Here is a 24,126-nt window from a genome sequence, read left to right on the forward strand (position 1 = left end):
GCGGCCCCCACCCGGTCGAAAACCCTGCTTCAACCGTCGCCATGACCTACACATCCCTGAACCGCCGCTCCGTCCTCGCCGCCGCAGGCCTCGCCGTGCCCGCCCTGGCGCTTCCCTGGAAAGCCCATGCGCAGGAGCCCGCCGGGCCCTTCCGCTACAAGGCCGGGAACGGCGAAGAGACCGACGCCGTCCGCGGCTACTTCGAGGTCCCCGAGGATCGGCGCATTCCCGGTTCGCGCCGCATCCGCCTGGGCTATGTGCGCTTCCCCTCGACCTCGCCGAACCCGGGCGCGCCCATCGTCTATCTGGCCGGCGGCCCCGGCGGATCGGGCGTGCGCACCGCGATGGGCCCGCGGTTCCCGATCTTCATGGCCCTGAGAGCGGTGGCCGACGTCATCGCCTTCGACCAGCGCGGCACCGGCCTGTCGTCCAGCATTCCCGACCGGGCCAACACCACGCCCTACCCCGCCTTGACCCGCGCCGGCATGACCGCCTGGTACCGCGAGGAAATGCAGAAGGCCTGGATCGACTGGACCCGCGCCGGCATCGCCATGACCGGCTACAACACCGAACAGAACGCTGACGACATCGAGGACCTGCGCATTCACCTGGGTGCGGAGAAGGTCAATCTGTGGGGCATCAGCTACGGCACCCACCTGGCCCTTTCGGTCCTGAAACGGCACCCGAACTCGATCGGCCGCGTCGCCCTGGCCAGCCTTGAAGGTCAGGACCAGACCGTCAAACGGCCCGCGCACATCGATATGTTCCTGGACCGCGTCGATCGCCTGATGGGGACGGATCCCGCCGTCCGCGCGGCGATCCCGAACATGCCGGCGCTGATGCGCCGCGTGCATGAGCGGCTTGAGGCCGATCCGGCGACGGTGACCATGCCCGCCGAAAACGGCACGGTCGATGTCCGGATGGGCGGCTTCGGAGTCCAGCTCATGGCCTCCGCCCTGGTCGCCAATCCGCCGCAGCTGATCATGCTGCCGAAAATCTACCTGGCGCTCGACGCCGGAAAGACCGACGTCCTGGCGCCGTTGTTCCCGCCGCCCCATCGCTACTTCAGCATCTCCGGCATGCCGGAGGCGATGGACCTGGCGTCGGGTATTTCACCCGCTCGCCTCGCTCTGATCACCGAAGAGGCGAAGACGGCCGTGCTCGGGGACGCCTTCAACATCCCCATGCCGCATCTGCTGGGGGCGATCCCCGGCGTCGATCTGGGCGAGGACTTCCGCAGCGCCATCCGGATCGAGACCCCGGCCCTCCTGGTGGCGGGCACCCTCGACGGCCGCACCCCGCTGGAGGAACAGGCCGAGGTCATCGCCCAGTTCCAGAACAAGACGCGGGTGGTGGTCGAGAACGCCGGCCACAACGTCTTCGAGGCCCACCCGGAGGTGACGCCCCTGCTGGTCAAGTTCTTCAGCGAGCAGCCGGTGAGCGACACCAACCTGACCCTGGCGCCGCCGACCTTCCCGGTCGCCTGAGGACGAATGGGGGCCCGACGGCGTTCGCCGCGACACGCGAACGCCGTCGGGTCGGCCGTCCCGGTCAGCCCCAGACGCAGAAAAGCCGCCGTGACGCCCTTCAGCGTCGCGGCGGCTTTTTGATGCCGTACGAAACGGCTGGTGAGCCTTAGCCCGCCAGCTTCTCGTCGATGAACTTCACGGCGTCGCCAACGGTCTGGATGTGCTCGGCGGCGTCATCCGGGATCTCGATGTCGAACTCTTCCTCGAAGGCCATGACCAGTTCGACGTTGTCGAGCGAGTCGGCGCCCAGGTCGTCGATGAAGCTGGCCTTTTCAGTGACCTTGTCCGGATCGGCGTCCAGGTGGTCGATAACGATCTTACGGACGCGTTCCAGGGTGTCGGACATGGTGTCTCTGCCTTCTGATGCCGCCATGGCGGCTGTTGTCTCAATCCTTGCCGTATGACGACGGCGACGGCGGCGCAAGCCTTGTAACGAAGACTCACCCCGACCGGTTGCAGCGCTCTAGCACAGCCGTGGCGGGGTGAAATAGTCCGTAGCCGTGCGGAACAAGCCTTACGCGACCCGGCTGACGGCGAAATCAGCCAGCAGCTCCAGCGCGGTCTTCCACTCGCTGTCGGCCAACGGCGCCAGCGCGGCCTTGGCCAGGTCGGCGTAGTCCCAGGCCACGTCCAGGGTCGCCCCGACCGCCCCGGCGCCGACGACCAGTTCGCGGGCGCGCTTGAAGTCGTCCTCGCGGCGGTCGCCCTTGTTGATGGTGCGCTCCCAGAAGCCGTCGTCGTGACCCTTGGTGCGGGCGGCGGCCAGCAGCAGCGGCAGGGTGACCTTGCCCTCGCGGAAGTCGTCGCCGGTGTTCTTGCCCAGATCCGCGGCCTGACCGCCGTAGTCGAGCGCATCGTCGGCCAGCTGGAAAGCCAGGCCCAGGTTCAGGCCATAGGCGCGCAGGGCCTCCACCGCCGTCTCGTCGGCGCCGGCGCCGACCGCGCCCGATTCCGCCGCTGCGGCGAATAGCTCGGCGGTCTTGGCCGAGATGATCTGCAGATAGGTCTCCTGGTCCAGACCCAGGTCGTGGGCGCGGGTCAGCTGCAGCACCTCGCCCTCGGAAATGACGCTGGACGCCCGCGCCAGGATGCCGAGGGCCCGCATCTGACCGGTCTCGACCATCAGCTCGAAGGCTCGCGCGAACAGGAAGTCGCCGACCAGCACGCTGGACGGGGCGCCCCAGATCAGGTGGGCGGCCACCTTGCCCCGGCGCAGGTCCGAGGCGTCGACGATGTCGTCGTGCAGCAGGGTGGCGGTATGGATGAACTCGACCGAGGCGGCCAGGCGGACGGCGGCCTCCATGCCGTTCGGGGCGCCGACGGCGCGCGCGGCGGCCACCGTCAGCAGCGGACGCAGGCGCTTGCCGCCCGCCGCCACGATGTGGTCGGCCAGCATCGGGATGACCGGAACGTCGGACTGCATCCGCGCGACGATCAGGGCGTCGACCACCGCCATGTCGTCGCGGGCGAGCCGGATCAAGGGCTCGACCTCTCCCTTGCGACGGGACTCGGCGACGGTGACAGCGTCCAACGGAATACTCTTCGGGAGCGGCGCGGGAGGAGGATCGCGCCTGAAAATCCAGCCGCCGCCTTGCCCGGCGGCGATGCGGCGCACAATGGTGATCGGGTCAACAGGGGTCAAGCCGCGTGACCGTCGCATCCGCCACTGAATCGCCATCGGAAATCGTCGAGAACGCCCTTCTCGGCGGTCGCGTGCGGTTCCTCCAGCCCGCCAAGGGCTATCGCGCCGGGATGGACGCCGCCCTGCTGGCCGCCGCCTGCGACGCCGCGCCGGGCGAGCGGGTGGTCGAGGCCGGCTGCGGCGCGGGCGCCGTGCTGATGCAAATCGCGGCGCGGCGTCCGGGCGTGGCCCTGACCGGGCTGGAGCGGGATCCGGCCATGGCGGCGCTGGCCCGACGCAACGCCGAGCTGAACCGCGCGGACGCCGTGGTCTTCGAGGGCGATGTGGCCAGGGGGTTCCGCGCCCTGGATCTGCCGGTCTTCGATCGCGCGGTGTCCAACCCGCCCTTCTTCGACGACCCGGGAGCCCTGCGCGCGCCGGCTCCGGGAAAGTCGGGCGCCTGGATGGCCGACGACGGACTGGGCGCTTGGGCGCGGTTCCTGCTGAAGTCGGTGCGCGAGGGCGGCAAGATCGTGGTCATCCACCGCGCCGACCGGCTGGCCGACCTGCTGGCGGGTCTGGGCGAGACGGCGGGATCGTTCGCGATCCGCCCGATCCACGCCTTCGCCGACGAGCCGGCCAAGCGGGTGCTGGTGCAAGCCATCAAGACGGGCAAGGCGCCGCTGCGCCTGCTGCCGGCGCTGGTGCTGCACCCCCGCGACGGGGCCAAGCATACGGCGGAGGCGGAGGCTATACTGAGGGGGGAAGCGGGGCTGGAGTGGTGAGCGCCTAGGGCTCCAACCGCCCCTCGCCTTCCCGATCCCTCACATAGTGTTTCGCCAGCGGAAACGGCGGCAGCCAGCCCTCGCGACGCACAGTCCAGTTCTCGTAGGTCGGCGCCAGCTGGTCTGGCGCGTCGAGCGCGCCGAGGTTGACCTCGATCTCGTCCCCGCTGCGCGCGAACACCGACGCGCCGCAACGCGGGCAGAAATGCCGTCCGGCATGCGAACCTGTCTCGCCCGCGACCGTCACCGCCGTTTCCGGAAAGATCGCCGTCACCTGGAACAACGAGCCAGAGGACTTGCGGCAATCCAGACAGTGGCACAGACCGACGCGATACGGTCGCCCCGTCGCGACGATCCGCACCTGACCACAAAGGCAGCCGCCGTTGAACTGATGCATGTAGAGCTCCTCGGCTCCATCGAACGTCCAGGGCGGGCCAGGTTTCCAGCCGCCCTCCTTCTCCCGCGAGGGGAGACGGGCTATCCACCTCCCATGTCCCTGCGCCCCCTCTTCGTCACCCAGGTCTATGAGGCCTCATTGGCCGACTCCGCCGGCTTCGCGGCGTTCAACGCCGAACTGGCCGACGCCTGCCGGATGCTGGCCGCCGAGGACATGGCCGGGCGTCAGTGGTGCAAGGAGCACGGCTATCGCGGCTACACCTCCTACGGCTCCCTGACCGACCTGCCGGTGCGGCTACCGGAGTTCGGCGAGCTGAAGCGACATCTCGACAAACACGCACAAGCCTATGCCAAGGCTTTGAATTTCGACCTGGCGCGCAAGCCGCGCCTGGACAATCTGTGGGTCAACATCCTCAAGCCCGGCGGCGGGCATACAGGCCATATCCACCCCCACGCCTTCCTGTCGGGCACCGTTTACGTCGAGGTTCCGGACGGCGCCTCGGCGCTGAAACTCGAAGATCCGCGCCTGCCGATGATGATGGCCCGCCCCGGCGTGCGTCCCGATGCGTCGGAGGCCGAACAACCCTTCGTCTACCTGGCTCCGAAGGCCGGGACGGTGTTGATGTGGGAAAGCTGGCTGCGTCACGAAGTGCCGTCGAACGCCGCCAAGTCCGAGCGCATCTCGATCAGCTTCAACTACGCCTAGGAGGCCTGTCGGACGGATCATGCTGCGCGCCGTCATCCGCACCCATCGCCTGCGCCTGGCCTCAGCCTATGGCCTGACGATCGTGGCGCACCTGGCGGGGCAGCTCTATCCGCTGGTGACCGCCTTCGCGATCAACGGCGTGCTGGCCCAGGACCTGCGGCCCGTGCTGGCGTTGGGGGTATGGCATCTGCTGATGATGGGCCTCGAGGTCGCGGCCAAGATGTACGACACCCGGATCTTCACCCGGGTCTATGCCGACCTCGCCGGCGGCTTCGTCGAACGCGCCCATGCCGGCGGGATCGAGCCGTCCGTGGTGGCGGCCCGCGCCATCCTGACCAGGGAATATGTCGACTTCCTCGAGAAGGACGTGCCGGGCGGACTGACCGCGCTGGTCGGGCTGGCCACCGCCCTGGTGGTGCTGGCCTCGCTCGATCCCGTGGTGGGCGGCGCCTGCCTGGTGCTGATCGCGCCGCTGATCCTGATCAACGTCGCGCTGGGCCGACGCGCCGTCACGCTGAACCGGGGACTGAACGACCGACTGGAGCGGGAGGTCGGCTTGCTGAGCCGCGGGCGCGCCAGCACGGTGCGGCGCCATTTCCAGGCCTTGGGCGTGTGGCGCGTCCGTTTGTCGGACTCCGAGGCCCGGGCTTTCGGCCTGATGGAAGTCTGCGTCATCGTTCTGATCGGCGCGGCGCTGTGGCGACTGAGCCAGGGTGACGCCGGAGGCATTCGGGCGGGCGACGTCTACGCCGTCTTCTCCTACGTCTGGCGCTTCGTGTTCGCACTGGACCAGGTCCCCGTGACGGTGCAGCAGATCGCCAAGCTCAAGGACCTCAACGGGCGCATGCGCCTGTCGGACCCGGCCTAGGCCGACAGTCCCGCCAGCCCGTCCCAGGCCAGCATGGCGGCGCGGGCGGTTCCGGCCAGTTCATCCGCCGTCGCCCCCTCGCGGGCCCGGAAGGTCATGCCCTGCTGGACCGTGGCGAAGAAGGCGGCCATGGCGGTCAGATCGGCGTCCGGCGCGATCTCACCCGCCGCCTGACCGGCGCGCAGCCGATCCTGCATCGCCGCGAACGCATCCTTTCGGATCGCCGCGACATCGTCGCAGGCGCCCTTCGGCAGGGCGTCGAGGTTGGCGCTCGAGATCGCCAGCAGACAGCCCTTCGGGTGGTCGCACTCTCCGTTGGCCAGCGCCGTGGCCAGCAACAGACCCCCGACGGCCTCTCGCGCCGTCGCGGCCTCGGTCATCGACGCCCACAGGGCCGCACCTTGGGTGGCGGTGTAGAGCCGCACCGCCTCCCGGAAGAGTTCCTCCTTGCTGCCGAAGGCGGCGTAGAGGCTGGGGGCGTTGATCCCCATGGCCTCGGTCAGATCGGTCATGGACGCGTCCGCATAGCCCTTGGCCCAGAACACCTGAAGGGCGCGGGACAGGGCTTCATCACGATCGAAACTGCGGGGACGGCCGGCCATGGCGTCTTTCGGACCTCTTTTTCTAACGAGCGATACATAATCCCTTGACGACGGCAGGCAAGCTTTCCATCTGGCGATCTGTAGTAGTCGTTACAGAATGGAAATCAGAACATGACCGCCTCTCTCCCCCTCGCCGGAAAACGCGCCCTCGTCACCGGCGCCAGCCGCGGCATCGGCGCCGCCATCGCCCGCCAGCTGGCCGCCGACGGCGCCGATGTCGCCATCACCTATGAGAAGTCCGCCGACCTCGCCGAGGCGCTGGCCGCCGAGATTCGCGCCACCGGCCGCAAGGCCGTCGCCATTAAGGCCGACGCCGGTTCCACCGCCGGCGCAGCGGCCGCCGTCGACGGCGCCGTTTCGGGCCTCGGAGGCCTCGACATCCTCGTGAACAACGCCGGCATCGCCCGGATGGGCGCCTTCGCCGACCAGCCGCTTGAAGACATCGACGCCCTCCTGAACGTCAATGTCCGCGGCGTGCTGCTGACCACCCAGGCGGCGTTGCGTCACCTGCCCGACGGCGGCCGGATCATCACCATCGGCAGTAACGTCGGCCTGCAGGTGCCGTTCGGCGGCCTGACTGTCTATTCGGCCAGCAAATCCGCGCTGGAATCCTTCACCCGCGGCCTGGCCCGCGAACTCGGCCCGCGTCAGATCACGGTCAACCTCGTCCGGCCCGGCCCGACCGACACCGACATGAACCCTGCCGACGGTCCCCTTGCGGACGCCATCCTGCCCGGTCTGGCCATCCCCCGCTACGGCCGTTCCGACGAGGTCGCCTCGGCCGTCGCCTTCCTCGCCGGTCCGGGCGCGAGCTACGTCACCGGTTCCGGCATCCTGGTCGACGGCGGCGCCAACGCCTGATCGACCGACGGCGCGAGGGGGCGGCCGCCGCCCCCTCGCGGCCACATTCCGCCCTAGGCTGCCTCGCAGTAAAGCTGTCAGGGAGTCGGGTATGAGGGCGTTGGGTCTGGCGATAATTCTACTTGCGGCGACCGCCGTCATGGCCTGCTCGGACAGGGCCGGCGCTCAGTCTGCAAGGGAGCCCGCCCAGACGGAAGGCGCGCCCTATGTGCTGAAGGGCACCCAGGTCTGGACCGTGCCCGATCCCGTCTCGGGCCGCGACTACGAGGTCTTCGTCAGCCTGCCCGCGAGCTACGAGACCAGCCCGCAGCGCCGCTATCCGGTGCTGTACGTCACCGACGCGGACTACGCCTTCCCCATCATTCGCCAGATCGCGCGGCGGGTGAACCTGGACGGTCCGGTGATCGAGGAGTTCATCCTGGTCGGCCTGTCCTATGCACGCGGCGACAACGGCGCGGTCAGCCGGAACCGCGACTATACGCCGACCCCGAACGGACCTCGGCGCGCCAGTGCGGCCGTCCATGGCGGCGGCCCGGCCTACCAGACCTATTTGAAGACGCAGGCCCTGCCCTTCATCGAGAGCCGGTTCCGCGCCGATCCCGCGCGCCGGATCCTGCTGGGCCATTCCTACGGCGCCCTGCTCGGCGCCCAGATCCTGTTCACCGACCCGGCGCTGTTCCAAGGCTATGTGCTGGGCAGCCCGTCCTTCTGGTTCGACCAGCGGCACATCATGTCGATGGAGGCCCAATACGCCCGCACACACCGCGACCTCCCGGCCGAGGTCTTCATGTACATCGGCGCCTATGAGACCCCCGGCCCCGGCCCGCGCCATACGACCGACTCCGACATGGTCGGGGACGTGCGGACCATGGAACGGATCCTGAAGTCCCGCGCCTATCCAGGCCTTCGGGTCCAGTCGACGATTCTGGCGGAAGAGGATCACCTGACCGTCGCCCCGGTCGGCTTCACCCGCGCCCTGATGGCCCTCTTGCCGGCACGGACGTAGCGTCTTTCAGGGAACCGATCCGACCGTGGCGGCCTTCGTTCAAAGTCGCCGCAACTGGGGGTTCTCTTGAAGAAAAATCCGCTCATTCTCATCGCTCTTGGCGTCGTTCTGATCGCTGTCGGCGGGTGGATACACTTCACGGGTGGTCCGCCGGCCGCCGATCCAGGCCTCAGACAGGCCTGCGAGGCCTCAATGGCGGAACGCGGGGCCGATGCGGATTTGATCGCTCAATGCAAACAGGTGGCCTTCGCCACGGCGACCACTGCGACGGACGCTGCATCTGCAGCGAGATCCATCAGCGCGGCGAACAACAGCGAGATCGGCGGCGGCGCCTTCTCGATGTTTTTGATGGGCGCCGGCTTGGCCCTGGTTGTCGGCGGGGTCGTCATCCGTCGCGGCGTCGGTCGTGTCGCGCCCTGACGGCCGTGTCGCCGGTCAGGCCGTAGGCCCCCGGTCAGCGCCGCGTGTAGATCTCGCCGTCGTAATCCAGCGACACAGGGCGTCCGTCGGCGCCAAGCCGGAAGGTGACCCCCTGGCCGGTATAGGGCGTCAGTTCGACCCGCAGGCTTTCCGGATCGGTGAAGTTCTCGGCCACCGCCGACTGCACGCCGATGGCCAGCCGCAGGCGGTCGCCGTCCTCGCTCACGCTCAAGGTCCCGTACGCCGGGCTGACGTAGTCCCCGACATAGGCGGCGTTCGGAAGGCTGAGGGTCCGAGGCCGCTGCGCGCGGGCGGCCAGGTTGGCGGCGATCCCCTCGCGCCGCCGATCCCGGCGGACGGCCAGCTCGGCCAGCTTCGCGTCATAGACCGCGTCCACGTCCGGCAGGTTCGCGAACCAGTCATAGGCGTAGTTGGCGACCAGATCGGCCAGTTCGCCGGCGAAGGCGTCCTCATTGACCATCACGGCCACGCCCAGATGACGCTCCGGCATGAAGGAGACGTGGGCCCGCGAGCCCGAGAAATTGCCGAAGTGGTGGATCACGACGTCATCGCCGTACCGCCCGACCTGCCAGCCGAGGCCGTAGCCGGTGCGGACATAGGGACCGAAGGTCGTCTCCTGCGCGACCCTGGACGCATGGGTGGACGCGATGAGGCCCGCGGGCAGGACGCGGCGTCCGCCGACCGTTCCGTCCGTCACCTGCGCCTCAAGCCAGATCGCCATGTCGTGCGCCGTGGAGATCAGCCCGCCGGCCGACTGCATCGTGGGGTCGGTCTTCTGCAGATACGACCGCTCGGGTTGTCCGGCGAGGCGGCCGAAATGGCCCGCGGCGACGGTGTGGCCCTCCGCCCGCGCCTCATCGATGAAGGCCGTGGTGTCGCTCATGCCCAGCGGCGTCAGGACCTCGCCCTGTACAAGCGTGCGCCAGTCGCCGCCCCAGCGGCGCCCGATCAGGACCGTGGCCAGGTTGTAGCCGGAGTTGGTGTAGGCAAACGTCCCGTAGGCCCCGCCCTCGCGCGGCCGGGTCTCGGCGGTCAGCCGCCACAGCAGCTCCGGCGTCCAGTCGCCTGAATAGGCCGTGCGGAAGGCGATCGGGCCGTTCTCGACCCCCGACCGATGGCTGAGCAGATCGGTCAGGGTGATCCGCCCGGCGATGTCGGCGGGCACGCCCGAGTCCGGCGACCAGGCGGCCAGCGGGGCCTCCAGATCGACCTCGCCCCGTTCCGCCATCGCCGCGACGGCCAGGGCGGTGAAGGATTTGGTCGCCGAGGCGATGTAGAATCGCGTCTCCGCATCCACCGGCGCGCCGGTCGCGACATCCGCGACGCCGAAGCCCCCGGTGTAGATCGCGCCCTGCCGGTCCACGACCGCCACGGCCATGCCGGGCACGGCCTCGGTCCGCTCCAGCGCCCGGCGCGCGAAGGCGTCCATGGCGGCGGGGAAGGCGGCGCGATCCTGGGCTCCGGCCGCGGCCGGCAGGACAAGCAGGATCGCGGCGACGAAGGCCGTGCAGGCGAGGCGCGATGACATGGATGCTCCCTTCGCCCCGACACCGGAGCGCAGCGAGAAGAGGCCGCCAGACCGTCAAATGGATGCACGGCGTGGTCATCAAACCGCCCTGCCCGTCCGCTAGTCATTTGCCCTGAAGCGGCGCGGCGGCTACATCCCGCGCCAACCTCCCCATCCGATCAGACGACAGGGCGCACCGCACCTCATGGCGCAGCAATATATTTTCCAGATGCAGGGCCTGACCAAGGCCTTTCCCGGCGGCAAGAAGATCTTCGAGAACATCTGGCTGAGCTTCTACAACGACGCCAAGATCGGCGTGGTCGGGGTCAACGGCTCGGGTAAGTCCACCCTGCTGAAGATCATGGCCGGGCTGGACAAGGAATTCTCCGGCGAGGCCAAGGCCGCCGACGGCATCAAGCGCGGCTACCTGGAGCAGGAGCCGCAACTCGATCCGACCCTGAACGTCCGCGAGAACGTCGAGGCCTGGTGCGAAGAAAAGCAGTGGGTCAACCGCTTCAACGCCATCGCCGTGGAGATGGCCGAGGAATACACCGACGAACTCATGGAGGAGATGACCGCCCTCCAGGAGAAGATCGACGCCGGCGATGTCTGGGACATCGACAGCCGCATCGAAATGGCCATGGACGCCCTGCGCTGTCCGCCGGACGACTGGGAGGTCACCAACCTGTCGGGCGGTGAGAAGCGCCGCGTGGCCCTGGCCCGCCTGCTGCTCAGCAAGCCCGACATGCTGCTGCTCGACGAACCGACCAACCACCTGGACGCCGAAAGCGTCGCCTGGCTGCAGCATCACCTGGAGAACTTCCCGGGCTGCGTCATCCTGGTGACCCACGACCGCTACTTCCTGGACCTCGTCACCAAATGGACGCTGGAGCTGGACCGCGGCAAGGGTCACCCGCACGAGGGCAACTACTCCTCGTGGCTGGAAGCCAAGACCAAGCGCGTCGTGCAGGAGCAGTCGGAATCCGAAGCCCGCCAGCGCGCCCTCACCCGCGAACTGGAATGGGTCCGCTCGGGCGCCAAGGCCCGTCAGGCCAAGTCCAAGGCCCGTCTGGCCGCCTATGAGCGAATGGTGGACGAGCAGGAGAGCATGCGCGGCGCGCAGACCCACGCCGTCATCCAGATCCCGCCCGGCCCGCGCCTCGGCAACGTCGTTCTGGAGGTCGAGGGCCTGCAGAAGTCGTATGGCGACAAGGTGCTGTTCGACAACCTGACCTTCAAGCTGCCGCCCAACGGCATCGTCGGCGTCATCGGCCCCAACGGCGCCGGCAAGTCGACCATGTTCAAGCTGATCACCGGCCAGGAACAGCCCGACGGCGGCACGATCAAGGTCGGCGAGACGGTCAAGCTGGCCTATGTCGACCAGTCGCGCGACGACCTGAAGCCCGACGAAACCATCTGGCAGGCCATCTCGGGCGGCACCGATATCATGATGGTCGGCAAGCGCGAGATTAACTCCCGCGCCTACGTCGGCAGCTTCAACTTCAAGGGCGGCGACCAGCAGAAGAAGGTCGGCCAGCTGTCGGGCGGTGAGCGCAACCGCGTCCACCTGGCCAAGACCCTGGCTTCGGGCGGAAACCTGATCCTGCTCGACGAACCGACCAACGACCTGGACATCGAGACCCTGCAGAACCTCGAGGAAGCCCTGGAAGGCTTCGCCGGCTGCGCCGTGGTCATTTCCCACGACCGTTGGTTCCTGGACCGCCTGGCCACCCACATCCTGGCCTTCGAGGGCGACAGCCACGTCGAATGGTTCGAAGGGAATTTCGAGGCCTATGAGGAAGACAAGAAGCGTCGCCTGGGCGTCGAAAGCCTGATCCCGCACCGGATCAAGTTCCAGAAGTTCGGGCGGTAAAACCCGCCCTGACCGGCGCGTGCCCGGCGCGGCGGGATCAAGCGCTTGCTTGTCTGTTAGCCTCTAATTAACCTCCACCGCCAGTTGGGGGACTGTTGGCGCGCGTCGCGGCCCCGGTCGGGTTCGGGCCTGCAGGGCCCCGGGGGAAACAGATGCCGACGATCACCGGGACCGCCGGCTCAGAGACGCTGACCGGGGGTAGCGAGCCGGACATCATCAACGATGATGCCGGCGGCAACGACACCCTGCGCGGCATGGGTGGAAACGACACCCTTCACTTCTGGCGGCCCCGGACTTCGCCGGTCAACGTCCTGAGGGCCGAGGGCGGCGACGGGAACGATCTGATCGAATACTATGTCGCCAACGCCAGCACCGGCGTGCTGGATGGCGGCGCCGGATCCGACGTGTTCCGAATCTCGGACCTCGCCGGAAGCCTGGAGATCATCACCGGCTCCGGGGCCGACATCCTCGATTTCTCCGGCCTTAACCCGACCGGGCGCGGTCAGATGGTCGTGACCGATTTCACCGGCGGCGTCGGCGGCGATCGGATCATCTGGGACAGTCCGACCTTTAAGATCTTCAACTTCTTCACCGGCTGGAACGGCAGCAACCCCTTCTCTACGGGCTATTTCAAGCTGATGCAGGTCGGCGCCGACACTGTGCTGTTGATCGATCTGGACGGCGCGGCCGGCGCACAGGCCGCCTACACCCTCCTCACCTTCCGCTCCACCCTGGCCTCCAGCCTCACCGCCTGGAATTTCAGCGGCTTTGACCCGAACGGCGCCGGCGTCCCCGGCCAGACCTTCATGGGCACCGCCAGCGTCGACCAACTGATCGGGACCAACGGCGAAGACATCATGTCGGGCCTCGACGGTGATGATTTCATGCAGGGCCGCAACAGCAACGACCGGCTGGACGGCGGGGCGGGCAACGACATCCTGAACGGCGGCATGGGGGACGACGTCGTCAATGGCGGTGCGGGAAACGACCAGCTGAGCGATCTCGGCAACCCTGGCGAGGGCGGCGGCAACGACATCCTGATGGGCGGGGATGGCGACGACAACATCTCGGTCACGCGTTGGAACGGCTCCACGGATCGTGTTCAACTGTTCGGCGGAGACGGCGCGGACGAACTCAGCATCCTCGGCGACCCGGGGTTCTCTGCCCTGCTGGACGGCGGCGCGGGCAATGATCGCATCTACCTGCAGGGCTTCCTCTACGGCGACCTGACCATCGCGACCGGCGCTGGGGTGGACACGGTCTACATGGGCCGGCTCGAGAACCCGAGCCCGACGATCCGCTTCACCGACTTCACCGCCGGAGCGGGCGGCGACATCCTGAGCTGGGAGCCGCTGCTGACCGCCTCCCTCATCCAGTGGAACGGCTACAACCCCTTCCAGATCGGGTTCGCCCGTCTGGTTCAGGCGGGCGGCGACGTCCTGCTGCAGGTGGACCGCGACGCGAGCGGAAACGCGCACGGCTGGATCACGCTGATCACCTTCGTCAGCACCGTCCGGACCGACTTCTCCGCCGCCAATTTCGGCTACAATCCACTGGCCACGCCCGGACAGATGTTCAACGGCACGAGCGGGAACGACGTGTTCAACGGCACGGCCGGGGACGATGTCATACAGTCCTGGAACGGCGACGACGTCCTGAACGGCGGCGCCGGCGACGATAGCCTTCAAGGCGGATATGGCCTCGATATTCTGGCCGGGGGCGAGGGAGACGACCGCCTCGACGGCGGCCACGGCGGCGAGAGTTATCCGACCTATGTCAACGGCCAGTACCTCGCAGGCGGCGACATCGCCGACTATCGCTCCGCCACCCGCGGCGTCACCATCGATCTCCGGATTGTCGGACCGCAGAACACCGGCCAGGGCATGGACACTCTCGAATGGATCGAGAGCATCTACGGCAGTGCGTTCGATGATGTGCTCACCGGAACTCGGCAAGACTCCAACCTGCTGATGGGTTACGGCGGCAACGATCGCCTCGACGGTGACTTCAGCAATGACATTCTGGTCGGCGGCGACGGCGACGACATCCTCATCGGAGGCTTCGGCGAGGATCGGCTGGACGGCGGCGAGGGGGTTGATCAGGCCGTGTACGAAGGACCGCGGTCCAACTACACCATCACGACGGGCTCCGACGGCGTCACCATCGTGACGGACAATTCGCCCCCCAACCAGGCCGACCGCCTGCAGGGCGTGGAACAGTTGCGGTTTTCCGACGGCCTCTACGATATCAACGGTGATCGGCTCCCCAATACGGTCAATGGCACGGCCGGCGCCGACGCCCTGAGCGGCACCTCAGGGATCGACCGGATTCTCGCCGGAGACGGCGACGACACCATTTCGGCCGGCGACGGGGACGACACCATCACCGGCGGGGCGGGTCACGATGTGATCGACGGCGGCGATGGGCTGGACACCGTGGTGGTCAGCGGCACGCGGGAAGGCGCAAGGCTGATCATCCTGGATGACGGCCTGTTCCTGTTGAAGGGGGTGGATGGCGGCGACCGGCTGGTGAACGTCGAGATGATCCGCTTCTCGGACGGCAAGACGATCGACCTGCGGATCCAGTATGGTCCGAACGGCTGGGGCGCCTTCGTGGACGATGGGAAGATCGGCGAAGAGCCGCTGGTCCAGCCGGTGGAGTCCGCGGGCGGAAAGTTCGCGACGGACCTGCCGCTCACCCTGCCCGGTGACGACGCCTTCATCCTGGGAGGCGATCCCGAGGTTCTGCCGCCCCTGCCCTTCGACAAGGCGAACATCAATACGCCCCTGATCCAGCCGGACGACGGAGGGGCGGGTCCCGGGTTGATGGACGTCCTGCTTGAGGATCATGCGCCGATGGCGCACGAGCCGAACGGGCACGGAATGGTCGTTGATGGGCCGTCGGACATGCCGTTCAACCGCGACTGGATGTTCTGACCGCGTGAGGCGTTGATAGGGCTGGCGGGCCGCCGCGTTCTACGATCAGATGATCGCTTCGCCATCCGATGTGAGACCCGGCTTGAGCCAGCCTCTGATTGAACCCGCGGCCCCGATCGCGCCCCTGCGTCTGGAGTGCTTCCCGACCAAGCCGAACCCGCCCCAACTCGTGCCGGGGCGGCCCGAACGCGACTGGATGGACAGCTTCGCCGCACGCCATCCCTATCGCTGCCTGCCGCTGACCATGGCCAACACGACGGGCTGGGAGTTGCTGTGTCCGTTCGGCTTCGAGGCCGAATGGAACGGCGGGCTGGACGCGGACTCGATCCGGTTCCGTCCGCTGGTCGAGGGAACGCAACTGGATCACCTGGTGGTGTCCCACTTCACCCACGGGGTAATCACATTCCATGTGGGTTGGCTGTTCCGCACGCCTCCGGGCTGGGCGCTGCGAGCGTCCGGCAGTCCGAACCGGTTCAAGCACGGCCTGGCGCCGCTGGAGGGCCTGGTCGAGACCGACTGGCTCCCCTACCCGTTCACGATGAACTGGCGCTTCACCGCACCCGGCCGGGTGCGGTTCGAGAAGGACGAGCCCTTCTGCTTCATCCAGCCGATCCAGCATCACCACGTGGAGGCCTTCGAGCCGGTGGGGGCGCCGCTATCGACCGACGGCGACCTGTCACGCCAGTACGAGATGTGGAAGGAGGTCCGCACCGACTTCAACACCCGCATGGCCGACGGAGACCCGGCGGCCATGAAGCAGGCGTGGCAGCGCTACTATTTCCGCGGCGAGTTCCCGGATGCGGCCGAGACCCGACCGGAGGGGCACGTCAACAAACGCCGCTTGGGCGCCCTGCCGGAGTCCGAGACCGGCGAGCCGGTCTGATCAGCCGCCCGACCCGTCGGGCATCGGCATGGGCATCGGGTTGGCCGGCGCCGGCATTGGAATGCTCATCGGCCGCTGGGGCGCGGGCGCCTGCGGGCGCTCCTCCTCGGACAGTTGGCCGTCGCCGTTCGCATCCATCCGGTCGAACGCGCGCAGCGCCCCGGCCCCGAGCTCCTCGCGGGTGACGCGGGCGTCGCGGTTGGCGTCCGATTGCGAAACCAAGGCGCGCAGACGACCGCCGCCCATCGAGGCCACCGGCTCCTGGGTCAGGATCGTCAACTCATTGCCGGTGACCGCGCCGTCGGCGTTGGCGTCCAGACGCCCGAACACCCGGTCGGCCCACGGCTCAACCTCAGCGCGGGAATGCGGCAGGGCGCCCATGCCGCCGCCGCGGCCCATGCCCCCTCCCGGAGGACCGCCTTGCGGCCCGGCCTGGGGAGCGCCCTGAGGCGCCCCTTGAGGCGCGCCGGGCGGCGGGGTCTGGGCGAAGGCGGCGGGCGCCAGAAGAAGCAGGGCGGCGGCGGGCGCCGCGATCAGGGTCGGACGAAGACGCATCGAAAAAACTTCCGGATACGAGGGTTATCGACCACGCCAGAGTGTGCCCACGCGCCGCGTCTGGCCAGCGGTTTTTCCTTGCCAAAGCATATAAGGATATCCTTATATAAGGACATGTCGTTGAGCGCCGATCAGACCGTTGAAACCCTGCGCGCCGCGGGCGAGCCGACCCGGCTGCGCGTCCTGTCCCTGCTGGCTGGAGAAGAGCTCTCGGTCATGGAGCTCTCGCGCATCCTGGAGCAGAGCCAACCGCGCGTGTCCCGCCACCTGAAACTGATGGCCGACGCCGGCCTGATCGAGCGGTTCCCGGACGGGGCGCGGGTCTTCTACCGCCTGTCTTCCGATCCGCTGGCGCGTCGCCTGATCGACACCGTGCTGGACCTGCTGGACGAAACCGCCGGGGCCGACGACGACAGCCGGCTGGAAGACGTCCGCCGCGACCGTGAAGCCGCCGCCAGCGCCTATTTCGAACGCGTCGCCCCGCAGTGGGACCGCATTCGCTCGCTCTATGTCTGCGAAAGCGCCGTCGAGGCGGCGATCCTGCAGGCCGCCGGCGAGGGTCCGTTCGACCGGGTCGTGGACCTGGGCACCGGCTCGGGCCGCATGCTGACCCTGCTGGGCAAGAACGCCCGCATGTCGGTCGGCCTGGACCTCAGCCACAACATGCTCAACATCGCCCGCGCCAACGTCGCCAAGGCCGGGCTGGACAAGGTCGAGCTGCGCCATGGCGACATCTTCGCCACCCGCCTGCCCGAGCAAAGCGCCGATCTGGTGTTGGTGCACCAGGTCCTGCACTACCTGGCCGATCCCGCCGCCGCCGTGGCCGAGGCCGCGCGGCTGGTCGCGCCGGGCGGCCGCCTGCTGATCGTCGACTTCGCCCCCCACCGGCTGGAGCATCTGCGGGACGAGCACCAGCACCGGCGCCTCGGCTTCGCGGACGAGGAGATGCACCGCTGGCTGGCCGGCGCGGGCCTGCGGACCAGCGCCTCCGTCGCCCTGCCCCCGGACACCGACGGCCTGACCGTCTCCATCTGGACCGGCGAACGCCCGGCCCTGGCTCGGGCGAACGCGGCATGAGCAGTCCCGTCAGCCTGGCCGAGGCCCGCGCCCTGTTGCTGTCGCCGCTGGGGCCCGTCGCCCGCGCCGGTCAGGATTCATCGCGCCCGAGCGTTTCGTTCGAGTTCTTCCCGCCCAAGAGCGACGAGGCCGAGGCCAATCTTTGGAAGGCGATCCAGCGGCTGGCCCCGCTGAACCCGGCCTTCGTCTCGGTCACCTACGGCGCCGGCGGTTCGACCCGTGAGCGAACCCACCGCACCGTCGAGCGGATTCTGACTGAGACCGACCTGCGGCCCGCCGCCCACCTGACCTGCGTCGACGCCAGCCGCGATGAGGTCGATGCGGTGATCGAGGTCTATAAGACTGCGGGCGTGAAGCATATCGTGGCCCTGCGCGGCGACCCGCCGGGCGGCTCAGGCATCGGCGGTGTCTATCAACCGCGCGCCGACGGTTACGCCAACGCGACCGAACTGACCCGCGCGATCAGCCGCATCGGCGGCTTCGACATCACCGTCGGCGCCTATCCGGAGCGCCATCCGGAAAGCCCCTCCATCGAGCACGACATCGAGGTGCTGAAGGCCAAGATCGACGCCGGGGCCACCCGCGCGGTCAGCCAGTTCTTCTTCGACATGGACGCCTTCCTGCGCTTCCGCGACCGGGTGCGGGCGGCGGGCGTGACCATCCCGCTGATCCCCGGCATCATGCCGGTGTCCAATTTCGCCGGTCTTCAGCGCATGTGCGGATCGTGCGGGACGTCGATCCCGGACTGGCTGGCGGCCCATTTCGACGGGCTGGACGACGACCCCGAGACCCGCAAGCTGATCGCGACCTCCGTCGCCGCCGAAACCTGCGCCCGACTGCAGGAAGAGGGCTTCCAGGACTTCCACTTCTACACCCTGAACCGCGCCGATCTGGTCTACGCCATCTGTCGGGTGCTGGGCGTGCGCGAACAGAAAGCCGACGCGTGACCAACCTGTTTTCCCTGTCCTGCACCGGCTGCCGCTGGATCACCGAGACTCTGGGCCGCCTGCTGCCGCTGACCGCCACTCGCCCGCTCGTCGCCTACGGGAATCGCCAGGCATGACTCGCGCCGAACGCATCGCCGCCCTGCACGCCGCCGCGAAGGACCGCATCCTGGTGCTGGACGGCAGCTGGGGCGTGATGATCCAGCGCCGCGGGCTGGACGAGGCCGACTTCCTCGGCGACCGCTTCATCGGCCATCCGGGCCAGATGAAGGGCAACAACGACATCCTGTGCATCACCCGCCCGGACGTCATCACCGACCTGCACGACCAGTATTACGCCGCCGGCGCCGATATCAGCGAGACCAACACCTTCTCGGCCACGGTCATCGCGCAGGAGGACTACCACCTGGACGCCGAGGCGGTGTGGGACATCAACCTCGAGGGGGCCAAGCTGGCCCGCGCCTCGGCCGACCGCTGGACGCAGAAGGAGCCGCACAAGCCACGCTTCGTCGCCGGCGCCATCGGGCCGCTGAACAAGATGCTGTCGATGTCGTCGGACGTGAACGATCCCGGCGCCCGGCTGGTGACCTTCGACCAGGTCTATGAGGCCTACCGCCATCAGGTGAAGGCGCTGCACGAGGGCGGGGTCGACCTCTATCTGATCGAGACCATCACCGACACGCTGAACTGCAAGGCCTGCATCAAGGCGATCAAGGATCTGGAGGACGAGGGTCTGGAGCCGCTGCCGATCTGGATTTCGGGCACCATCACCGACCGTTCGGGCCGCACCCTGTCGGGCCAGACGGCCGAGGGGTTCTGGAACAGCGTGCGCCACGCCAAGCCCTTCGCCATCGGCTTCAACTGCGCCCTGGGCGGCGAGCTTATGCGGCCCTTCATCGCCGAGCTGAGCCGCGTCGCCGACACCCTGGTCGCCGCCTACCCCAACGCCGGCCTGCCCAACGCCATGGGCCAGTACGACGAGCAGCCGCACGAGACCGCCCACTTCATCGAGGAATGGGCGCGGTCCGGATTGGTCAACATCGTCGGCGGCTGCTGCGGCACGACGCCGGAGCATATCCAGCATGTGGCCAAGGAGGTCGCGGGCGTGCCGACGCGGGTCGTCCCGGAACGGCCGGTGGCCATGCGGCTGAGCGGGCTGGAACCGTTCGAACTGGCGTCCTGATGACCGCCCTGCGCCTGAACGCCAATGCGCCGCATGAGATCAGCGCCTTCGTGGACGCGGTCGAGGCCTTCGCGCGCTCTCTTCCCGAGACGGTGGCGCATGAGTTCGAGCGCGATGGCGACGCCTTCGAGCTTCGCATCAAGGCGTTGACCAAGGCGCATCGCGCCGTGGCCTTGTCGCTCGAAGGCGGTGAGCTGGAATATTCGCTCGGCGACATCTGGACCGACCAGATCGATCCGGCGGTGGCCGACCTGAACCAGCTTCTGGCGACGCTGGATGCAGTTCGGGACGGACGGGTGCGCGAGGCTCGCGACCGGCGCACCGGCGTAATCTACCACCTCTATCGCCTGGACTCGCGCGGTCTGCGCACCTGGCTACGCGACGGCCAGTACTCGCTCTGGCACTGGCTACGCCTCAAGATCCGGCGGGTCGACGTCCACACCCTGCCTCCGCTCGTTCCCGGTAAAGCCTGATGCGTCCCGTCTTCATCAACGTCGGCGAGCGGACCAACGTCACCGGCTCGGCCAAATTCCGCAAGCTGGTGGTCGAGGGCGACTATGGCGCGGCGCTGGACGTGGCGCGCCAGCAGGTCGAGGCGGGCGCCGCCATCATCGACATCAACATGGACGAGGGCCTGCTGGACGGCGCCGTCGCCATGCGCACCTTCCTCAACCTGATCGCGGCCGAGCCCGACATCGCCCGCGTTCCGGTAATGATCGACAGCTCCAAATGGGAGGTGATCGAGGCGGGCCTGAAGTGCGTCCAGGGCAAGCCGATCGTCAATTCCATCTCGATGAAGGAGGGCGAGCAGGCCTTCCGCGAGCACGCCGTCAAATGCCTGCGATACGGCGCCGCCGTCGTGGTCATGGCCTTCGACGAGGTGGGTCAGGCCGACACCGCCGCGCGCAAGATCGAGATCTGCACCCGCGCCTACCGGATCCTGGTGGACGAGGTCGGCTTCCCGCCCGAGGACATCATCTTCGACCCCAACATTTTCGCCGTGGCGACGGGGATCGAGGAGCACGACAACTACGCCGTCGACTTCATCGAGGCGACGAAGGTCATCAAGGCTTCGCTGCCCTATGCGCGGGTGTCCGGCGGGGTGTCGAACGTCTCGTTCAGCTTCCGCGGCAACGAGCCGGTGCGCCGGGCGATCCACTCGGTCTTCCTGTACCACGCCATCGCGGCGGGCATGGACATGGGCATCGTCAACGCGGGCGACCTGCCGGTCTATGACGACATCGACCCGGTCCTGCGCGAAGCCGTCGAGGACGTGATCCTGAACCGGCCGCAGCGGACCAATGTGTCCAACACCGAGCGGCTGGTGGACATGGCGCCCAACTACAAGGGTGAGAAGGGCGCGGCCCGCGTCGTCGATCTGAAATGGCGCGAACAGCCCGTCGGCCAGCGTATCGCCCACGCCCTGGTCCACGGCATCACCGAGTTCATCGAGGCCGACACCGAGGAGGCGCGCCTGGGCGTCGAACGCCCGCTGCACGTCATCGAAGGTCCGCTGATGGACGGGATGAACGTGGTCGGCGACCTGTTCGGATCGGGCAAGATGTTCCTGCCGCAGGTGGTGAAGTCCGCCCGCGTGATGAAGCAGGCGGTGGCCTGGCTGGAACCCTTCATGGAGGCCGAAAAGGCCGGCCAGCCCCGCCGGCAGGCGGGCCGCATCCTGATGGCGACGGTCAAGGGCGACGTCCACGACATCGGCAAGAACATCGTCGGCGTGGTCCTGCAGTGTAACAACTACGAGGTCATCGACCTGGGCGTCATGGTTCCGGCCGACCGCATCCTCGACGAGGCGGTGGCCAACAACTGCGATATCGTCGGCCTGTCGGGCCTGATCACCCCCTCGCTGGACGAGATGGTCTTCGTCGCCTCGGAGATGGAGCGGCGCGGCATGTCGATCCCGCTGCTGATCGGCGGGGCCACCACCAGCCGGACCCATACGGCGGTGAAGATCGAGCCCGCCTATCACCGGGGCTCGACCACCTACGTTATCGACGCCTCGCGCGCTGTCGGCGTGGTCGCGGGCCTGCTGTCGCCGACCGAGAAGGCGAAGAACGAGGCCGCCACCCGCGACGAATACATTCGTATCCGCGAGCAGTTCGCCCGGGGTCAGGAGGTCAAGGCGCGCGCCGCCCTGCCCGTCGCCCGCGCCAACCGCTTCAAGCCGCAGGCGGCGACGCCCCTGCCCTCGCGTCCGTCCTTCCTCGGCGTGCGCGCCTTCGACGGCTGGGACCTGCAGGACCTGGCCGACCACATCGACTGGACCCCCTTCTTCGCCAGCTGGGAGCTGATCGGCCGCTACCCGCTGATCCTCGAGGACGAGATCGTCGGCGAGGCGGCCAAGGACCTGTTCAAGGACGCCCAGGCGATGCTGAAGCGCATCGTCCGGGAGAAGTGGTTCACGGCCAAGGGCGTGGTCGGCTTCTGGCCCGCCAACGCGCGCGGCGACGACATCGTGGTCTGGGCCGATGACAGCCGCACCGTCGAGGCCGCCCGCTTCCACGGCCTGCGCCAGCAGATCGCCAAGACCAACGGCAAGCCGAACCTGTGCCTGTCCGACTTCGTGGCCAAGGACGGCGAGGACTTCCTGGGCGCCTTCGCGGTCACCGCCGGCCATGGCGAGCTGGAGAAGGCCGCCGAGTTCAAGGCGAAGGGCGACGACTATTCGGCCATCATGGCCACGGCCCTGGCCGACCGCCTGGCCGAGGCCTTCGCCGAGCGGCTGCACAAGGAGGTCCGCACCCAGCTGTGGGGTTACGTCCCCGACGAACAGACCAGTGTCGACGACCTGATCGCCGAAACCTATCAGGGCATCCGCCCCGCCCCCGGTTACCCGGCCCAACCGGACCACACCGAAAAGGCGACGTTGTTCAGCCTCTTGCAGGCAGAATCCAATGCGGGAATGCAACTGACCGAGAGCTTTGCCATGACGCCGCCCGCTTCGGTCTCCGGCCTCTATTTCGGTCATGCGGAAAGCCACTATTTCGGCGTCGGCAAGATCGACCGCGACCAGATCGAGGACTACGCCCGCCGCAAGGGCTGGGACGTGGCGACCGCCGAGCGCTGGCTCTCGCCCATCCTCAACTACGATCCCAACGCCGTGGCGCGGACGGCGGCGGCATGATGCGCTGGCTGGCGGCGCCGCTGGTGATCGCCGCCGTCCTCGGCCTGATGGCAGCGCTCGTCCTCGGTGCGATGCTGCTCGCGGACCGACTGGTTCCGCCTCGCGCCCGGCAGACGGTCCGCAATACCGGCATTCAGGTGGGCTTCGGCCTGTTCGCCCTCGCGGCAGGCCTGATCTTCGGCGGACTGGGGTTCCTGTCCCGCGCCCACGAGCGGCCCGGCCAGCTCTGGCCCTGGCTTGGCCTGGTGGCCGCCCTCATCGCGACAGGCCTCTATCTCTTCGCCGCCGGGGCTCGCGAGCGGGTCCGCTGGGACCGCAAGGGGATCGAACAGGCTCGGCTGCTCCTCCCGCCCCGCGCATTTGCATGGGCCGAGATCACCAGGTTGGAGCCGCGCGGGACGCGTCTTGGCCTGCGTGTGGGCGACCGGCGTGCGGTCTTGTGCGACCTCGGCGCCGAGGGGATCGACGGCCTGCTGAAAGCGGCGGACCGCGAAGGCGTGCCCGGAGTCACCGAGGTTCGCCTTCATCTGCCCCGGGATCGCGGGAACCGGTCCCCCCGCTAGAGTCTACTCCAGCCCGACGTCGCGCGGCGTGGCCGGCGGCGTGGTGATGTTCTCGCGGATGCGGCGGGCGGCGTGTTCGCAACGCCCCGGCAGGCCGAAGAACAGCCCGAAGGCCTGGCTGCGCGCGGCTTCGCTCTGTTCCATGAGCGGCGTCCATTTGGCGGCGGCCTCGGCGGCGGCGGCGCGCGCGGCGGCGCGGGTGGCGGCCGTCTGGCGCGGCTCGGCGACCTGCAGCGCCGAATGGAAGTCGGAGGCCTCCAACCTGCCCAGGCGGATAATGTCCAGATCCAGCGGATCGCGGTCAGTCAGCGTTTCGCCCAGAGCCACGTGTCCGTTCACCAGGGCCTCGCACCAGGCGACCAGCGGATAGTCACTCTGCGGCGCACCGCGCGGCAGGTCGTTGCCATAGGCCACGGCCTCCCGGAACCGCAGGGAGTCGATCGTCTCGCCCCCCGCCGGCGCGGCGGTGACGATGGGACCGTCATTGGCCTCGACGGGGCGCGGAGCCGTGACGACAGGACCGTCCTGAGGCGCGGGCGGGGTCTGGATCAGGAACAGGGCGGCGAGAACGCTGGCGATCATGGAGACAGGCATCTGAATGGCGACCGCGTGGGCCGGAGTGTTACGGCAACGCCTGAAGCGCCCCGGTGG

General features: G+C 68.3%; 23 protein-coding genes. 16 read left to right on the plus strand and 7 right to left on the minus strand.

Annotated features, from left to right (window positions below):
• Nucleotides 1-41: 41 nt before the first annotated feature.
• A complete protein-coding gene (locus AC1RRF_RS07640) occupies nucleotides 42-1,487 on the plus strand; it encodes an alpha/beta fold hydrolase (RefSeq protein WP_492833831.1) in 1,446 nt (481 codons plus the stop codon).
• Nucleotides 1,488-1,635: 148 nt separating this feature from the next.
• Here the strand turns inward: AC1RRF_RS07640 and AC1RRF_RS07645 are convergent, their stop codons facing one another.
• Nucleotides 1,636-1,875: an acyl carrier protein gene (locus AC1RRF_RS07645; protein ID WP_092312098.1), complete on the minus strand. Its 240-nt coding sequence runs from the start codon at nucleotides 1,873-1,875 to the stop codon at nucleotides 1,636-1,638.
• A gap of 168 nt (nucleotides 1,876-2,043) precedes the next feature.
• Nucleotides 2,044-3,060, minus strand: coding sequence for a polyprenyl synthetase family protein (locus tag AC1RRF_RS07650; protein ID WP_492833832.1), 1,017 nt, complete (start codon nucleotides 3,058-3,060; stop codon nucleotides 2,044-2,046).
• A gap of 116 nt (nucleotides 3,061-3,176) precedes the next feature.
• Between AC1RRF_RS07650 and AC1RRF_RS07655 the strand changes: the two genes are divergently transcribed.
• Nucleotides 3,177-3,935, plus strand: a complete 759-nt coding sequence (locus AC1RRF_RS07655) for a tRNA1(Val) (adenine(37)-N6)-methyltransferase (protein WP_492833833.1) — start codon at nucleotides 3,177-3,179, stop codon at nucleotides 3,933-3,935.
• A gap of 4 nt (nucleotides 3,936-3,939) precedes the next feature.
• Here the strand turns inward: AC1RRF_RS07655 and AC1RRF_RS07660 are convergent, their stop codons facing one another.
• Complete coding sequence (locus AC1RRF_RS07660) at nucleotides 3,940-4,332, minus strand: GFA family protein (protein WP_492833834.1); 393 nt, start codon at nucleotides 4,330-4,332, stop codon at nucleotides 3,940-3,942.
• 93 nt (nucleotides 4,333-4,425) lie between these two features.
• Between AC1RRF_RS07660 and AC1RRF_RS07665 the strand changes: the two genes are divergently transcribed.
• Together AC1RRF_RS07665 and AC1RRF_RS07670 are read left to right on the plus strand one after the other, a co-directional pair.
• Nucleotides 4,426-5,037, plus strand: coding sequence for a TIGR02466 family protein (locus AC1RRF_RS07665; RefSeq protein WP_492833835.1), 612 nt, complete (start codon nucleotides 4,426-4,428; stop codon nucleotides 5,035-5,037).
• A gap of 19 nt (nucleotides 5,038-5,056) precedes the next feature.
• Nucleotides 5,057-5,905, plus strand: a complete 849-nt coding sequence (locus AC1RRF_RS07670) for an ABC transporter six-transmembrane domain-containing protein (RefSeq protein ID WP_492833836.1) — start codon at nucleotides 5,057-5,059, stop codon at nucleotides 5,903-5,905.
• Here the strand turns inward: AC1RRF_RS07670 and AC1RRF_RS07675 are convergent.
• Nucleotides 5,902-6,507 carry a TetR/AcrR family transcriptional regulator gene (locus AC1RRF_RS07675; protein WP_492833837.1) on the minus strand — a complete coding sequence of 202 codons (606 nt, stop codon included), beginning with the start codon at nucleotides 6,505-6,507 and terminating at the stop codon, nucleotides 5,902-5,904. The genes AC1RRF_RS07670 and AC1RRF_RS07675 overlap by 4 nt on opposite strands.
• A 111-nt stretch (nucleotides 6,508-6,618) precedes the next feature.
• Between AC1RRF_RS07675 and AC1RRF_RS07680 the strand changes: the two genes are divergently transcribed.
• The 3 genes from AC1RRF_RS07680 to AC1RRF_RS07690 all read left to right on the plus strand — a co-directional run bounded on the left by AC1RRF_RS07680 (nucleotide 6,619) and on the right by AC1RRF_RS07690 (nucleotide 8,794).
• A complete protein-coding gene (locus AC1RRF_RS07680) occupies nucleotides 6,619-7,368 on the plus strand; it encodes an SDR family oxidoreductase (RefSeq protein ID WP_492833838.1) in 750 nt (249 codons plus the stop codon).
• Nucleotides 7,369-7,459: 91 nt separating this feature from the next.
• On the plus strand, nucleotides 7,460-8,374 hold the full coding sequence (locus tag AC1RRF_RS07685) for an alpha/beta hydrolase (protein ID WP_492833839.1): 915 nt from the start codon (nucleotides 7,460-7,462) through the stop codon (nucleotides 8,372-8,374).
• A gap of 66 nt (nucleotides 8,375-8,440) precedes the next feature.
• Entirely contained in the window at nucleotides 8,441-8,794 is a 354-nt protein-coding gene (locus tag AC1RRF_RS07690) for a hypothetical protein (protein WP_492833840.1), read from the plus strand.
• 34 nt (nucleotides 8,795-8,828) lie between these two features.
• On the opposite strand, the gene AC1RRF_RS07695 is transcribed toward AC1RRF_RS07690, so the two are convergent.
• The gene (locus AC1RRF_RS07695; protein ID WP_492833841.1) at nucleotides 8,829-10,343 is read right to left on the minus strand and encodes a serine hydrolase; all 1,515 of its coding nucleotides are present in this window, start codon (nucleotides 10,341-10,343) and stop codon (nucleotides 8,829-8,831) included.
• 184 nt (nucleotides 10,344-10,527) lie between these two features.
• Between AC1RRF_RS07695 and ettA the strand changes: the two genes are divergently transcribed.
• The 3 genes from ettA to AC1RRF_RS07710 all read left to right on the plus strand — a co-directional run bounded on the left by ettA (nucleotide 10,528) and on the right by AC1RRF_RS07710 (nucleotide 16,014).
• Nucleotides 10,528-12,195, plus strand: coding sequence for an energy-dependent translational throttle protein EttA (gene ettA / locus AC1RRF_RS07700; protein WP_492833842.1), 1,668 nt, complete (start codon nucleotides 10,528-10,530; stop codon nucleotides 12,193-12,195).
• 152 nt (nucleotides 12,196-12,347) lie between these two features.
• Nucleotides 12,348-15,131 carry a calcium-binding protein gene (locus AC1RRF_RS07705; RefSeq protein ID WP_492833843.1) on the plus strand — a complete coding sequence of 928 codons (2,784 nt, stop codon included), beginning with the start codon at nucleotides 12,348-12,350 and terminating at the stop codon, nucleotides 15,129-15,131.
• A 124-nt stretch (nucleotides 15,132-15,255) separates the two neighbouring features.
• Complete coding sequence (locus tag AC1RRF_RS07710; RefSeq protein ID WP_492834152.1) at nucleotides 15,256-16,014, plus strand: DUF6065 family protein; 759 nt, start codon at nucleotides 15,256-15,258, stop codon at nucleotides 16,012-16,014.
• Here the strand turns inward: AC1RRF_RS07710 and AC1RRF_RS07715 are convergent, their stop codons facing one another.
• Nucleotides 16,015-16,569 (minus strand): EF-hand domain-containing protein, encoded by a 555-nt coding sequence (locus tag AC1RRF_RS07715; protein WP_492833844.1) that lies wholly within the window; start codon nucleotides 16,567-16,569, stop codon nucleotides 16,015-16,017.
• 114 nt (nucleotides 16,570-16,683) lie between these two features.
• Here AC1RRF_RS07715 and AC1RRF_RS07720 point away from each other — a divergent pair, with 114 nt between their 5' ends.
• From AC1RRF_RS07720 to AC1RRF_RS07745, 6 genes are all read left to right on the plus strand, one after another.
• The gene (locus tag AC1RRF_RS07720) at nucleotides 16,684-17,646 is read left to right on the plus strand and encodes an ArsR/SmtB family transcription factor (protein ID WP_492833845.1); all 963 of its coding nucleotides are present in this window, start codon (nucleotides 16,684-16,686) and stop codon (nucleotides 17,644-17,646) included.
• Entirely contained in the window at nucleotides 17,643-18,593 is a 951-nt protein-coding gene (gene metF / locus AC1RRF_RS07725; protein ID WP_492833846.1) for a methylenetetrahydrofolate reductase [NAD(P)H], read from the plus strand. Before AC1RRF_RS07720 ends, metF begins: the two co-directional genes overlap by 4 nt.
• A 112-nt stretch (nucleotides 18,594-18,705) precedes the next feature.
• A complete protein-coding gene (locus tag AC1RRF_RS07730) occupies nucleotides 18,706-19,773 on the plus strand; it encodes a homocysteine S-methyltransferase family protein (RefSeq protein WP_492833847.1) in 1,068 nt (355 codons plus the stop codon).
• The gene (locus AC1RRF_RS07735; RefSeq protein ID WP_492833848.1) at nucleotides 19,773-20,246 is read left to right on the plus strand and encodes a hypothetical protein; all 474 of its coding nucleotides are present in this window, start codon (nucleotides 19,773-19,775) and stop codon (nucleotides 20,244-20,246) included. The genes AC1RRF_RS07730 and AC1RRF_RS07735 overlap by 1 nt, the downstream gene beginning before the upstream one ends.
• Nucleotides 20,246-22,912 (plus strand): methionine synthase, encoded by a 2,667-nt coding sequence (metH, locus tag AC1RRF_RS07740; RefSeq protein ID WP_492833849.1) that lies wholly within the window; start codon nucleotides 20,246-20,248, stop codon nucleotides 22,910-22,912. The genes AC1RRF_RS07735 and metH overlap by 1 nt, the downstream gene beginning before the upstream one ends.
• A complete protein-coding gene (locus AC1RRF_RS07745) occupies nucleotides 22,909-23,475 on the plus strand; it encodes a hypothetical protein (RefSeq protein ID WP_492833850.1) in 567 nt (188 codons plus the stop codon). The genes metH and AC1RRF_RS07745 overlap by 4 nt, the downstream gene beginning before the upstream one ends.
• Before the next feature lie 3 nt (nucleotides 23,476-23,478).
• On the opposite strand, the gene AC1RRF_RS07750 is transcribed toward AC1RRF_RS07745, so the two are convergent.
• Nucleotides 23,479-24,057 carry a hypothetical protein gene (locus AC1RRF_RS07750; protein WP_492833851.1) on the minus strand — a complete coding sequence of 193 codons (579 nt, stop codon included), beginning with the start codon at nucleotides 24,055-24,057 and terminating at the stop codon, nucleotides 23,479-23,481.
• Nucleotides 24,058-24,126: the final 69 nt, after the last annotated feature.

It is taken from the genome of Brevundimonas sp. GW821-FHT12C05 (genome assembly GCF_058807475.1).